This is a genomic window from Mesorhizobium sp. M3A.F.Ca.ET.080.04.2.1 (assembly GCF_003952525.1).
Lineage (GTDB): Bacteria > Pseudomonadota > Alphaproteobacteria > Rhizobiales > Rhizobiaceae > Mesorhizobium.
In genome coordinates this window covers 1869341-1881364 of sequence record NZ_CP034451.1, presented here as the reverse complement: position 1 = coordinate 1881364, position 12024 = coordinate 1869341, and the positions used below count along the sequence as shown (strand labels likewise).

Sequence of the window (12024 nt, the reverse complement as noted above, 5' to 3'; positions counted from 1 at the left end):
GATTTTCAACGGGAAAATACATCGCACTGAAGTTCGGCCCGTGGCTTGACGGGCGCGGACCCTCTAACTATGTTGCCGGCGACTTTAGAAGCGGACGGACGGTGATAGTCTGCCCGGGCAGGGGGGTTGCGATGGCCGACAAAAACGGGCCAGACGGAACCGGAGAAACCGGCCGCGGCAAACAGCATGAAGCCGCTATCCGCGACGACGAACTTGAGCGCCGCCGGCGCGAGCTTGAAGCATCGCTTGCGACAAGACGCACGGACCGGCTCGAGGGGAAAGACGAAGCGAGCGCTGCGACCGGTTACGGTCAGGCACTGAAACTGTCCAGCGAGTTCATCGCCGGGGTGGTGGTTGGTGTCGGCTTGGGCTGGTTCATCGACCGTCTGGCGGGGATCGCGCCCTGGGGGCTGATCGTCGGGCTGTTGCTCGGCTTCGGCGCCGGCATACTGAACGTCCTGCGTTCGGCAGGGCTTGCACCGCAATTCGGCCAGGGCGACAAGCCGCGCGAGCCGAAAAAATGAATGAAGCGCCGCAAGGCGCAAATGTGAACTTTAGAAGCCGGTTGTGGCTTTGACGGGGATTAAAAGTGGCTGCTGACAAGGTCGATCCGATCCACCAGTTCCAGATCCATCCGATCATCCCGCTGCATATCGGCGGCTACGACGTTTCCTTCACCAACTCCGCTCTGTTCATGGTCGTGACGGTCCTCGTCGCTTCCGCTTTCCTCTACATGAGCACCGCCAGCCGCAGCCTCATTCCGGGCCGTCTTCAGTCGGTTTCGGAAATGGCCTACGAGTTCGTCGGCAACATGCTGCGCGACGCGGCCGGCAAGCAGGGCATGCAGTTCTTCCCGCTGGTGTTCTCGCTGTTCATGTTCGTGCTGGTCGCCAATCTCATCGGCCTGTTCCCCTACTTTTTCACCGTTACCAGCCATATCATCGTCACCTTCACTCTGGCCGCGCTGGTCATCGGCACCGTCATTGTCTACGGCTTCGCCAAGCACGGCCTGGGCTTCCTCAAGCTGTTCGTCCCGCATGGCGTGCCTGGCTACCTTCTGCCGCTGGTCGTGGCGATCGAGGTTATTTCCTTCGTCTCGCGCCCCGTCAGCCTCTCGGTTCGTCTCTTCGCCAACATGCTGGCAGGCCACATCACGCTCAAGGTGTTTTCGGGCTTCGTCGTCAGCCTCAGCGCGCTCGGCGCCGTCGGCATTGCCGGCTCGGTTCTGCCGCTCGCCATGGCGGTCGCGCTGACGGCGCTGGAACTGCTGGTCGCCTTCTTGCAGGCCTACGTCTTCGCGGTGCTGACCTGCATGTACCTGAACGACGCTCTGCACCCGAGCCACTGATCGATTTCTCCGGCGCCGCGGCGCCAGCATACCCAACGTACCAACCGCAACGACTACGAAAAACCACAGGAGTTTTGAAATGGACGCAACTGCAGCAGCTGCTATCGGCGCTGGTATCGCCTGCATCGGCATGGGCGGCGCGGGCATCGGCCTCGGCAACATCTTCGGCAATTATCTGTCGGGCGCCCTGCGTAACCCGTCGGCAGCTGACGGCCAGTTCGGCCGCCTGATCTTCGGCTTCGCCGTGACCGAAGCTCTGGGCATCTTCTCGCTCCTGATCGCTCTGCTGCTGGTCTTCAAGTAAGAGCCAGAGCTGACGCAAGGGGCCGCATGGTGCGGCCCCGCTCTATGGACAGGGGAATGAGATGTTCGTGACATCTGCCTTTGCGCAAGAATCCGCGCCGGCCGCGGCCGAAGGCGAGACGCATGCAGGCACTGGCGTGCCTGCCGAGGAGCATGGCACGTTCCCGCCGTTCAATGCCGCGACCTTCCCGTCGCAGATCTTCTGGCTCGTCATCACCTTCGCGCTCTTCTATCTGTTCCTGAAGCGGATTGTGATGCCGCGCGTCGGAGGTATAATCGACGTCCGCAACGACCGCATCACCCAGGATCTCGACCATGCCGCAAGGCTGAAGGGCGAGGCCGATGCCGCGGTTGCTGCCTATGAGCAGGAACTGGCCGAGGCCAAGTCTCGCGCCAACGCGATTGGGCAGCAGGCGAGCGAAGCCGCCAAGGCGGAAGCCGAAGGCACGCGCAAGAAGCTCGAAGCGGAACTTGAGAAGAAGCTTGGCGAGGCCGAGGCGAGCATCGCCTCGATCAAGGCCAAGGCCATGAAGGAAGTCGGCACGATCGCCGAGGACACCACCTCGGCCATCGTCGAGGCGCTTGTCGGCGGCAAAGCCGACAAGGCCGAGATCGCGGCCGCGGTCAAATCCGCGAGCCGGTGAGGAGCGCATCATGGACGCCACATCACTCGCCACGCTCTGGGCAACGATCGCCCTGGTCATCTTTCTCGGAGCCGTCATCTATTTGAAGGTGCCGGGCATGCTGGCCAAGTCGCTCGATGCCCGTGCGGCCAAGATCAGCAGCGAGCTCGAAGAAGCGCGCCGGCTCCGCGAGGAGGCTCAGCAGCTTCTTGGCCAGTACCAGAAGAAGCGCAAGGAAGCCGAGCAGGAGGCCGCCGACATCGTCGCCGCCGCCAAGCGCGAGGCCGATCTGCTTGCCTCCGAGGCGCACAAGAAGACCGAGGACTACGTCGCCCGGCGCACCGCACTCGCCGAGCAGAAGATCAGCCAGGCCGAGCGGGAGGCGATCGGCGAGGTCCGCGCCAGCGCTGTCGACATCGCCGTCGAAGCGGCCCGCGTGCTGCTTGCCGCCAAGGTCGATGCCAAGGCTGGAGCCGACCTCTTCAAGTCCGCATTGCAGGACGTGAAGGCCAAGCTGAACTGAGCTGTCGGCAGTTTCGGAATCGAAAGCCGCCTGGGCAACCCGGCGGCTTTTTTACTGGGGCGTGGACAGTCTCCCCCCTCGACGGGGACATGTCGCCAAGGGCGACAGAGGGGGTCGGTTCGACCGGGCGCGACGCTCTACTGATGCAAATGCCGTGCTGAAAGGAAAAAAGGACGTCGGCGCTTCACGCGCGACGACCCCTCCTGCCTGCCGGCCATCTTCCTCTCGATGGCCTATCGAGGGGATTATTCCAACCCTGCGAAGCTCTCTTCTTCCTCCGCCACCTCGACACCGCCCAACCGGAACGGCGCAAAGGATGCCCGGTGCAGTCTTGCCACCGGGCCATGCGCCTCGATGGCGGTGCGGTGGCGGACCGTCGCATAGCCCATATGGACTTCGAAGCCGTAGCGTTCGTGATGACCGCCGCAGCCGCACATCATGCGGTCGCGCATCACCTTGGCGACGATCGAGGCAGCGGCGATGGACTGGGAGCGCTGGTCGCCTTTGATCAGCGCGCGGCCTTCGCAGGGCAGCCCGGGAGGCACGTCGCGGCCGTCGGCCAAAGCCAGCTTCGGCTGCAGCGACAGGCCCGCCGCGGCACGTCGCATCGCCTCCAGGCTGGCCTTCAGGATGTTGCTGTTGTCGATGCCTTCCGCGCTGATCGACGCCATCGAGACGCTGAGCGCCGAGCCCAGGATTCTCAGGAATAACGCCTCGCGTTGCAGGTGGGTGAGACGCTTGGAATCATCGAGGCCTTCAGGGATGTTGGCGGGGTCGAGCACGACGGCTGCCGCGACTACCGGACCGGCGAGCGGGCCGCGGCCGGCCTCATCCATGCCCGCCACAGGCCAGAGGCCCTGGGCCATAGCTTTGGTCTCGACAGAGAAGTCGGGCTTCTCGACCATTTCGAAGAGAGGCGGAGAATCGGAACGCGCGCGAGCCATGGTGCGGCGAGGTTCGCATCGGCTCCGATCCTCCGCAAGTCCCTCCGGGTCGATGGGGCGTCGGACCCGGAGGGCACCGTCTCACGGCCGGGGACAGGGGCCGGACGGGATACTTGAGCAATTCCAGGAAAACTGCGCGGCGGTTCTCCGTCCGGAATTGCGGGAAAACAAATACTTAGCAGGTTGCAATCCAGCAAAACCGGGCCTTCCGAATTGCTTAACGCCGGCCTTGTGTGGCCGGCGCCTTCTTCAAAGCAGCATCAGCTGCTCGCCGGCACTGGAACCTGCGACGAAATGGTCCGTCCTGAGCGACCGCCGTTCGACATTCAGCCCGAGCCGCTTGGCGGCGATCTCGAAGCGCCGGCCGATCTGCCAGGCGTAAGGACCCGCGCCTTTCATGCGCTTGCCCCATTCCGAATCGTAGTCCTTGCCGTCGCGCATCGAGCGGATCAGCGACATCACATGCCGGTAGCGGTCGGGATAATGGCGCAGCAGCCAGTCCTTGAAGATCGGCGCCACTTCAAGCGGCAGCCGCAGCACGACATAACCCGCCTCACGGGCGCCTGCAGCGCGGGCCGAATCGAGGATGCGCTCCAGTTCCGGATCGGTCAGGCCAGGGATGATCGGTGCGACCATGACCGAGGCCGGGATGCCGGCGTCGGACAGCTGCCTTATCGCCTCCAGCCGCTTGGTCGGCGTCGAGGCGCGCGGTTCCATCGTGCGCGCCAGCATGCGGTCGAGCGTCGTTACCGACAGCGCCACCTTGGCCAGCCCGCGTTCGGCCATCCGCGACAGGATGTCGGTGTCGCGCGTCACCAGAGCCGACTTAGTGACGATGCCGACCGGATGGCCGCGTGCCTCCAGCACCTCCAGGATCTCGCGCATGATCCGGTAATTCTTCTCGATCGGCTGGTAGGGATCGGTGTTGGTGCCGATGGCGATGGTGCGTGGCTGGTAGCCCGGCTTCGACAATTCCTTGTCCAGCATGCGCGCCGCGTCCGGTTTGGCGAAGAGCTTGGATTCGAAATCCAGCCCAGGCGACAGGCCCATGAAGGCATGGGTCGGCCGGGCGAAGCAATAGACGCAGCCATGTTCGCAGCCGCGATAGGGATTTATCGAGCGATCGAAGGAAATGTCCGGCGATTCGTTGCGCGTGATGATGGTGCGCGGCTTCTCGACCTGAACCTCGGTCTTGAACGGCGGCAGTTCCTCCAGCGAGTTCCAGCCGTCGTCGAATACATGCCGGCTGACCGGCTCGAAACGGCCGGACGGGTTGATGCCGGCTGAACGCCCGCGATTGCGCTCGGGGCGCACGCGCATGCCGCTCTGTTCGATCATCGCATTCGCCATTTCGGCCCTGCCTGCTCCGAAGGCAGCAATGTCGGCACGCACGATCTGTTCCATTTTCGCCCTCTCCCAAGGACTGTCGGCAGGCTGTCGAATCGCTCTGTTCATGAAACTATTCCTATTTCGCCAACGAGAACAAAGCAAGAACTTTCTGCCGTGTAAGGCCGATCTGGCGCGGCCTGCGGCTTTCCGCTATTCGGCTAGGAATGCTCAGCGTTCTCATCGAAACCAGGAACGACGAAGAGGGACTGGCCCGCACGCTGGCCTCGCTGGTCGGCGGCGCGGTCGAAGGCATGGTGCGTGATGTCATCGTCTGCGATGCCGGTTCGACCGACCAGACCCATCGCGTCGCCGAACATGCCGGCTGTCACTATGTTGCCGGTGGCATTGCCGCCGGCATCGGCCATGCCAAGGGTGACTGGCTGCTGATCCTGGAGCCTGGTGCGCGGCTGGCCGAAGGCTGGATCGAGGAGGTCGCCCGCCACACGGCAAAGCAGACGATGCCGGCGCGTTTTTCGCGCGCACGCGGCAATCGGGCGCCGTTCCTGGCGCGCGTCTTTTCTACAAGGCGGGCGCTGGCCGAAGGCCTCGTCATCAGCAGGCGCCAGGCCGCAGCCCTCGCAAAGACCGCGCGCAGCGCCGAGGCGCTGGCACGCGGCCTCGCCACAAGGAGGCTGGACGCGGAGATCTGGGTGGCGCCGCCGAAATGAAGCCCAGAAAAGAAAGCAGGGCGGTAATTTCAGCCATCGCTTTATTGTGCGTTGCACAAATTAGAAGGTGAGGCTAGCATCTCCTTCATGCGGGACAATCGGGTTTGGGCAAATGCCGAAAAGGCAGGCGGCTGACGCCTCCGTCGGACGCCATCCATAAGAGGACCCGATGACACTTGCTACCCCAGACGATTCCGGCGCGGACAGCCTGGAGGCCATTGCCCGCAACGGCAGCTTGTTCAGGCGCATCGCTGTGCGCATCCCGACCTATCTGACTGATCTTCGCGAGAACCCGGCCTGGCTGCCGATGTTCGTGCTGGCCCGCACCATGCCGGGACGCCGCATGCACTGGCTGGGCGCCAAGCGGGCTCGTCCCCTGCAAACCGCAGGCGAGACGATGTTCACCGGCACCGAGCGCGAGGCCGTCGTCGAGGCGTTGCGGTCCGATGGCCTGTTTTCGGGTCTCATGCTGCCGCAGGCGATTCATCAGGAGATCGCCGCTTTCGCGCAGCGCACGCCTTGCTTCGGGAATTTTGACCGTCGTCTCGAATTCATGCCGGGCGAGCATGCCGAGGCGGAAAGGCGGTTTGGCCGCTCGCTGCTCAGCGGCCATTATTTCGAGCGCATTCTGGATTGTCCGGCGGCTTTGGCGATCCAGAAGGACGCGCTGCTTCTCGACGTCGCCCAGCATTACCTCGGCGCTCAGGCGAAATTGATCACCACGCGCGTCTGGTGGAGCTTCCCGACCGGCAAGGCTTCAGACGCCGACAAGAACCTCGCCTCGCTGGGCAAATACCATTTCGATCTCGACGACTGGCGGATGCTGAAATTCTTCTTTTATCTTAAGCCTGTCGATGACGGCACCGGGCCACATGTCTATGTCCGAGGCAGCCATAAGCGCCGGGCGATCAAGCATCAGCTGACGCTTCTGGTCGGCCATCCGGCGGAGGAGGTGCTGGACGTCTACGGGACGGACAGTCCGGTCACGCTGACCGGCGGGGCAGGGCTTGGGTTTGTCGAGGATCCGTTCGGCTTCCACATGGGCACGGTGCCGGCGCATACGCCTCGGCTGATGATGGAGATCGGCTTCGGCGTGTCGAGGCCGTCGCGCCGCCGCTTTCATGGCGAGCCTGTGATCCGCTGACGGCGGCAGCCGCCTATCCGGCCTTGCCGCCCCGCCGCAGATGCTCGTCCAGCCGCGGCATGATCTCGACGAAGTTGCAGGGCATGTGCCGGTAGTCGAACTGCGGCTTCAGGATGCCGTCCCAGGCGTCCTTGCAGGCGCCGGGAGAGCCCGGCAGCACGAACACGAAGGTGGCGTTGACGACGCCGCCTGTCGCCCGGCTCTGGATCGTCGAGGTGCCGATCTTGTCGTAGGAAATGCGATGGAAGACTTCCGAAAAACCATCCATGCGTTTTTCGAAGATCGGCTCCAGCGCTTCCGGCGTGACGTCACGGCCGGTGAAGCCTGTGCCACCGGTGGTGATGACGACATCCACCGCCTCGTCTTTCGACCAGGCGAGCACCTTTTCGCGGATTTTTTCGCGCTCGTCGGTGACGATGTCACGGGCCGCCAATATGTGGCCTGCCTCCGCGATGCGGTCGGCCAGCGTCTGGCCGGATTTGTCGTCGGCAAGGCTGCGCGTGTCGGACACCGTCAGCACCGCGATGCGCACCGGGATGAACGGCCGGCTTTCGTCGGTGCTGGCCATCAGTCAGCCTCCATGCTGCGTGTCGCGGCGACGAACCAGTCGGGGTGGCGGCCGCGGATCTCGATCGCCGCCCGTTTGGCCATGTTGCCGGTCTCGAAAAGACCGAAGCAAGTGGCGCCCGATCCGGACATGCGGGTGAAGGCCGCTCCGGCTTTGTCCAGCGCCTTGAGGGTCTCGCCGACGGCGGGTTGGATCGAGCGGGCGGCCGGGTCGAGATCGTTGCGGGTGACTTCCAGCCAATTGCGGATGGAGTGGAAATCAAGACGATGTGGCAGCGGCGGCAGCGCCTCATTGTCGCGCTTGGCGAGCGCTTTGAATATGTCGGGCGTAGAGACCGCGGCGCCAGGATTGACCAGCACCAGCGCCAACGCAGGAAACGTCGCGACCGGCGACAGCTCATCGCCAATCCCGCGCGCGATCAGGGGCCTGGCAGCCAGGCACATCGGCAGGTCGGCGCCGAGCGTCAGGCCGGTCCGCGCCAGCCCGGTATCGTCGATATCAAGGTTCCATAGCCGTGCAAGTCCGTTGAGAACGGCTGCCGCGTCACTGGAGCCGCCGCCGACGCCGGAAGCGATCGGCAGGTTCTTCTCCAGCCGGATGGCGACGGACGGCGTCCGCCGCGGACCGGCTTCCCGCCGCAACGCCTCGCGCGCCTTCAGCACCAGATTGTCGCCGTCGAGCGGCACGCCGGAGGCGTAGCGTCCGGATACCGAGAATTCATCGCGCTCCGCCGGCTCGATCTCCAGCCGGTCGCCGAAGCGGGTGAAGACGACCAGGCTGTCGAGCAGATGGTAGCCGTCGGCGCGCCGTCCGGTCACATGCAGCGCAAGATTGACCTTGGCGGGCGCAAGCCATGTCCTGGCCTGTGTCCCCGGCTCCAGAATGTCGGCTGCTGGCGAGATGGTGTTCAGTCCTTGGCCAGGCGGTATTCGCCGGTCTTCGGATCCTTGACCAGCGTCCCCATCGTGCCGTTCGCCGCCTGTTTCTCGGTGCGCCGGATCTTCGCCGTCACGCGCTCGGCCTCGCGGATGAAGGCGCGGTAGCCGAAATAGGCGGCGGCGCCGACAACGGCAAAGAAGATGATCTGCGGCATCTCGAAACTCCTCCCGCGATTGCGCGGCAAGGCCGGCCGGACGGGTCGGTCAAGCGGCCATGCTAGACGGTTTCACCGCCTTTTCAAAGCCCGAAGCGCGCCCACAGCGCGCGCTCTTCCGCCGCATCGATGATGCCGGTGGCCGCGGCCGCGGCGATGTCGGGCGCTGAAAAACGCGAGCCGAACAGGCCGAAACGGCCGAAAAGCCCGCGCGGCGCGGTGATCAGCTTGAGCTGGGTCTTGTCGCCGAAGCGGGTCTTCAGCACGCCACGCATATCGCCAAGCGCATCGACGAGGCCGAGCTCCAGGCCCCGCTTGGCGGTCCAGAACAGGCCGGTGAACAGCTCGGGGTCGTCCTTGAGTTTGATACCGCGCCGCTCTTTAACGAGGTCGATGAAGGTCTCGTGCACTTCGAGCTGCAGTGCCTTCAGCCGCTCGACGTCTTCCTTCTTCTCCGGCTTGAACGGATCGAGCACGGCCTTGTTCTGGCCGGCAGTGTGCACGCGCCGCTCGACGCCGATCTTTTTCATCAGTTCTGGGAAACCGAAGGATGCCGAAACGACGCCGATCGAGCCGACGATCGAGGACGGGTCGGCGAAGATCTCGTCGCCGGCGATCGCGATCATGTAACCGCCGGAGGCCGCCACGTCCTCGACGAAGACCAGCACCTTCTTGTTCTTCTCGGCTGCCAAGTCACGAATGCGCTTGAAGATCAGCCGCGACTGCACCGGCGAGCCGCCGGGTGAGTTGATCGAAATGGCGACCGCCGGGGCGTCGAAGGCGAAGGCCTTCTCGATGAGGCCGGCCGTCGAGGCGAGCGACAGGCTCGGCCGCAATTGGCTGCCGCCGGGCATGATGGTGCCGTGCAGCCGGATGACGGGAATGGTGACGACTGTCGAGCGCCAGGATTTCGGCAGCAGGCGGTTGAAGAGGCGTTTCACGAAAGCTTGTCTCCGGAAGAGGTGCAAAGAGCAAGGTGAGACCTCATCCTTGCTCCCGGCATGTAGGAATTCGCGGCTGAACGGCAATGCCGCAACGCCGGCCTCTGATCAATCGCCAAACAGCGATGCCAGTCCATTGTTGATCATCTCGGTCCGCTCGGTCGGCTCGTTGCCCGACATGCCGTGCAGGATCAACGGCGGTTGGATCGAGAGCTTGCCGCGCGCGCCGAGCACCGCTCTGATGACGATGCGGATCGCCGCCCCCTCGGGTCGCGGATGAACGCAAAGCATTTCGGCGTCGCCGAAGCGGCCTTCCATGGCATCGAGGATGGCGACGAGTTGCTCGGGCCGGGCGATCACGGCCAGTCCGCCGCGCGGCTTGACGACGGCTGCAGCGCTCCTGATCCAGCGCTCGAACAGCCCGTCCTCCATGACATGCGCCTCTTTGCGCATCGTATCGGGCGTGGCGCGATCCTCCGCGCCGTTGAAGGGCGGGTTCATGATGGCGAAGTCGAAGCTGTTGTCGGCAAGCCCGGCTTGCGCCCGCGCCCGGCCGGCGAGCGTGACGTCGGCTGTGAGCACCGAGGCGCGGTCGCCGAGATGCGCATTGCCGGGATGCGCAAGCGTGGCGGCGGCAAACGAAGCCATCTTGGCCGAGCGCTCGACCAGCACCGCACGCGCTTGCGGGCAGCGCGACAGGACGGCCAGCGCGGCAGCACCGGCGCCGGCGCCGAAATCGGCGAGCCGTCCGGAAAAGCCGGAAGGCACCGCCGCCGCCAGCATCATGGCGTCCATGCCGGCGCGATGGCCCTGCCTCGGCTGCACCAGCCAGAAGCGCCCGCGATGGAAGGCGTCGACGGTATGGGCCGGCGTGTCCGGGGAAAGGGCGCTCGATGCTGCCATTACTTCTGGCGGATTTCGTTCTCGATGCCGGCATCCTTCAGGATGCGCCGCGCTGCGTCGGCCCTCTCGGCGTCGACCATGATGCGCCGCGGCAGGATTCCGATCGAGCCGTCGAGCACGCTCATGTTCTGGTCGGCGACGAAGCAGGCGATGCCGGCGTCCCGCATCAGCGATTCGATGAAGGAGATGAGGACGGCATCGTTGGTGCGGACAAGTTCAATCATCGAATGAAAATCGCAGGTTGCGGCGTCCATGTAAACGTGCGGGCAGACCAGTGCCACAGCAATTCGAGGAAAAGCGGGCAACGATTCTCCGTCGGCAATTGTGCGAAATCAAACAGTTGGAGCAGTTCGCCTGTCTATCAACCGCTGCACTGCTCCGGCCAGCCGCGCCAATTCGCCTCTTGCCGTATCCGTGGCTGCCGCCCTAGAGTCACAATGGGACAAGTGGCGACGTGCGCGTGAATTGCCGGGAGTGATCGTGGTGGGTGTCGTTCTCAACATCGAAGGCAAGCGGGAACCCGCTTCCATCAAGGATCTCATCGATCTCACGGCAGCCGACATGGGGCGCGTCAACGAGCTGATCCTGTCGAAGGCCGGCTCCGACGTCGAGATGATCCCGGAAGTCGCCAACCACCTGATTTCTTCCGGAGGCAAGCGGCTGCGGCCGATGCTGACGCTCGCGGCTGCCCAGATGTTCGGTTATTCCGGCGAGGGCCACGTCAAGCTCGCCACCTCGGTCGAGTTCATGCACACCGCGACGCTGCTCCACGACGACGTCGTCGACGAGAGCGCGCTGCGTCGCGGCAAGAAGACGGCGCGCATGATCTGGGGCAACCAGGCGAGCGTGCTGGTCGGCGATTTCCTGCTCGGCCAGGCCTTCCGCATGATGGTCGAGGTCGGCTCGCTCGAAGCCCTCGACATTTTGTCGAGCGCGGCCTCCATCATCGCCGAAGGCGAGGTGATGCAGCTGGCCGCCGCCAAGAACCTGGAAACCACCGAGGACGAGCACTTCGCCGTCATCAAGGCCAAGACCGCCGCCCTGTTCTCGGCGGCTGCCGAGGTGGGCCCGGTGATCGCGCTGGCCTCCCGCAACGACCGCGCAGCGCTGCGCTCCTACGGGATGAATCTCGGCCTCGCCTTCCAGCTCATCGACGATGCGCTGGACTATGGCGGCTCCAGCAAGGAGCTCGGCAAGAATGTCGGCGACGACTTCCGCGAGGGCAAGGTGACGCTGCCGGTGATCCTTGCCTATCGGCGCGGCACCAAGGCCGAGCGCACCTTCTGGAAGCGCGCCATCGAGGACAATGTCACCGACGATGCCGGGCTCGAAAAGGCGATCGGCCTGATGACCCGACACGGCGCCATCGCCGACACGATCGGCCGCGCCCGCCACTTCGGCGAGATCGCCCGCGACGCGCTGGCGCCGCTGGAGGCAACGCCGCAGAAGGCGGCACTCATCGACGTTATCGATTTCTGCATCAGCCGGGTCAATTGAGCCTCCATTAAAGCGCTGAACCGACTGTGAAATTGCGCCGGCATTGAAGCCCGACCGCAAAAAGGCCATGCTTTGTCCGG

At 64.5% G+C, this 12024-nt stretch carries 16 protein-coding genes; 8 read left to right on the top strand and 8 right to left on the bottom strand.

The genetic code is table 11. The features are described 5' to 3' along the window. Positions 1–131: 131 nt before the first annotated feature. The 5 genes from EJ074_RS09210 (at position 132) to EJ074_RS09190 (ending at position 2797) form a co-directional block, all read left to right on the top strand. Positions 132–524 carry an AtpZ/AtpI family protein gene (locus tag EJ074_RS09210; protein WP_095805515.1) on the top strand — a complete coding sequence of 131 codons (393 nt, stop codon included), beginning with the start codon at positions 132–134 and terminating at the stop codon, positions 522–524. Positions 525–589: 65 nt separating this feature from the next. After that, positions 590–1348, top strand: coding sequence for a F0F1 ATP synthase subunit A (locus tag EJ074_RS09205; RefSeq protein WP_095805516.1), 759 nt, complete (start codon positions 590–592; stop codon positions 1346–1348). 79 nt (positions 1349–1427) lie between these two features. After that, positions 1428–1652, top strand: coding sequence for a F0F1 ATP synthase subunit C (locus EJ074_RS09200; RefSeq protein WP_040971820.1), 225 nt, complete (start codon positions 1428–1430; stop codon positions 1650–1652). A gap of 61 nt (positions 1653–1713) precedes the next feature. Then, the gene (locus EJ074_RS09195) at positions 1714–2295 is read left to right on the top strand and encodes a F0F1 ATP synthase subunit B (protein WP_129553092.1); all 582 of its coding nucleotides are present in this window, start codon (positions 1714–1716) and stop codon (positions 2293–2295) included. A 10-nt stretch (positions 2296–2305) separates the two neighbouring features. Next, positions 2306–2797: a F0F1 ATP synthase subunit B gene (locus EJ074_RS09190; protein ID WP_095805518.1), complete on the top strand. Its 492-nt coding sequence runs from the start codon at positions 2306–2308 to the stop codon at positions 2795–2797. A 245-nt stretch (positions 2798–3042) separates the two neighbouring features. On the opposite strand, the gene EJ074_RS09185 is transcribed toward EJ074_RS09190, so the two are convergent. Both EJ074_RS09185 and EJ074_RS09180 read right to left on the bottom strand, forming a co-directional pair. Next, on the bottom strand, positions 3043–3741 hold the full coding sequence (locus tag EJ074_RS09185; RefSeq protein ID WP_095805519.1) for a ribonuclease HII: 699 nt from the start codon (positions 3739–3741) through the stop codon (positions 3043–3045). A gap of 249 nt (positions 3742–3990) precedes the next feature. Continuing rightward, positions 3991–5145 carry a PA0069 family radical SAM protein gene (locus tag EJ074_RS09180; protein ID WP_129553091.1) on the bottom strand — a complete coding sequence of 385 codons (1155 nt, stop codon included), beginning with the start codon at positions 5143–5145 and terminating at the stop codon, positions 3991–3993. 149 nt (positions 5146–5294) lie between these two features. Here EJ074_RS09180 and EJ074_RS09175 point away from each other — a divergent pair, with 149 nt between their 5' ends. Further along, a complete protein-coding gene (locus tag EJ074_RS09175) occupies positions 5295–5798 on the top strand; it encodes a glycosyltransferase (RefSeq protein ID WP_129553090.1) in 504 nt (167 codons plus the stop codon). Positions 5799–5967: 169 nt separating this feature from the next. Then, a complete protein-coding gene (locus EJ074_RS09170) occupies positions 5968–6942 on the top strand; it encodes a hypothetical protein (protein ID WP_129553089.1) in 975 nt (324 codons plus the stop codon). 13 nt (positions 6943–6955) lie between these two features. On the opposite strand, the gene moaB is transcribed toward EJ074_RS09170, so the two are convergent. From moaB to EJ074_RS09140, 6 genes are all read right to left on the bottom strand, one after another. Beyond that, positions 6956–7510, bottom strand: coding sequence for a molybdenum cofactor biosynthesis protein B (gene moaB / locus EJ074_RS09165; protein WP_129553088.1), 555 nt, complete (start codon positions 7508–7510; stop codon positions 6956–6958). Further along, positions 7510–8391, bottom strand: coding sequence for a 4-(cytidine 5'-diphospho)-2-C-methyl-D-erythritol kinase (locus EJ074_RS09160; protein ID WP_129553087.1), 882 nt, complete (start codon positions 8389–8391; stop codon positions 7510–7512). Before EJ074_RS09160 ends, moaB begins: the two co-directional genes overlap by 1 nt. Positions 8392–8417: 26 nt before the next feature. Continuing rightward, positions 8418–8603 (bottom strand): hypothetical protein, encoded by a 186-nt coding sequence (locus EJ074_RS09155; RefSeq protein ID WP_095805525.1) that lies wholly within the window; start codon positions 8601–8603, stop codon positions 8418–8420. Between the two features lie 83 nt (positions 8604–8686). Beyond that, complete coding sequence (locus EJ074_RS09150; protein WP_129553086.1) at positions 8687–9544, bottom strand: S49 family peptidase; 858 nt, start codon at positions 9542–9544, stop codon at positions 8687–8689. A 108-nt stretch (positions 9545–9652) separates the two neighbouring features. Next, the gene (locus EJ074_RS09145) at positions 9653–10447 is read right to left on the bottom strand and encodes a methyltransferase (protein WP_095805527.1); all 795 of its coding nucleotides are present in this window, start codon (positions 10445–10447) and stop codon (positions 9653–9655) included. Continuing rightward, a complete protein-coding gene (locus EJ074_RS09140) occupies positions 10447–10671 on the bottom strand; it encodes a DUF2007 domain-containing protein (protein ID WP_095805792.1) in 225 nt (74 codons plus the stop codon). The genes EJ074_RS09145 and EJ074_RS09140 overlap by 1 nt, the downstream gene beginning before the upstream one ends. Before the next feature lie 259 nt (positions 10672–10930). Between EJ074_RS09140 and EJ074_RS09135 the strand changes: the two genes are divergently transcribed. Beyond that, complete coding sequence (locus EJ074_RS09135; protein ID WP_095805793.1) at positions 10931–11944, top strand: polyprenyl synthetase family protein; 1014 nt, start codon at positions 10931–10933, stop codon at positions 11942–11944. The last annotated feature ends 80 nt before the right edge of the window (positions 11945–12024 follow it).

What these genes read in the sequence shown, in the direction of transcription:
- EJ074_RS09170 (WP_129553089.1), top strand. Translation starts at nt 5,968, where the DNA reads ATGACACTTGCTACCCCAGACGATTCCGGCGCGGACAGCCTGGAGGCC.
- EJ074_RS09175 (WP_129553090.1), top strand. Translation starts at nt 5,295, where the DNA reads ATGCTCAGCGTTCTCATCGAAACCAGGAACGACGAAGAGGGACTGGCC.
- moaB (WP_129553088.1), bottom strand. Translation starts at nt 7,510, where the DNA reads ATGGCCAGCACCGACGAAAGCCGGCCGTTCATCCCGGTGCGCATCGCG.
- EJ074_RS09180 (WP_129553091.1), bottom strand. Translation starts at nt 5,145, where the DNA reads ATGGAACAGATCGTGCGTGCCGACATTGCTGCCTTCGGAGCAGGCAGG.
- EJ074_RS09155 (WP_095805525.1), bottom strand. Translation starts at nt 8,603, where the DNA reads ATGCCGCAGATCATCTTCTTTGCCGTTGTCGGCGCCGCCGCCTATTTC.
- EJ074_RS09140 (WP_095805792.1), bottom strand. Translation starts at nt 10,671, where the DNA reads ATGATTGAACTTGTCCGCACCAACGATGCCGTCCTCATCTCCTTCATC.
- EJ074_RS09190 (WP_095805518.1), top strand. Translation starts at nt 2,306, where the DNA reads ATGGACGCCACATCACTCGCCACGCTCTGGGCAACGATCGCCCTGGTC.
- EJ074_RS09195 (WP_129553092.1), top strand. Translation starts at nt 1,714, where the DNA reads ATGTTCGTGACATCTGCCTTTGCGCAAGAATCCGCGCCGGCCGCGGCC.
- EJ074_RS09210 (WP_095805515.1), top strand. Translation starts at nt 132, where the DNA reads ATGGCCGACAAAAACGGGCCAGACGGAACCGGAGAAACCGGCCGCGGC.
- EJ074_RS09145 (WP_095805527.1), bottom strand. Translation starts at nt 10,447, where the DNA reads ATGGCAGCATCGAGCGCCCTTTCCCCGGACACGCCGGCCCATACCGTC.
- EJ074_RS09200 (WP_040971820.1), top strand. Translation starts at nt 1,428, where the DNA reads ATGGACGCAACTGCAGCAGCTGCTATCGGCGCTGGTATCGCCTGCATC.
- EJ074_RS09185 (WP_095805519.1), bottom strand. Translation starts at nt 3,741, where the DNA reads ATGGCTCGCGCGCGTTCCGATTCTCCGCCTCTCTTCGAAATGGTCGAG.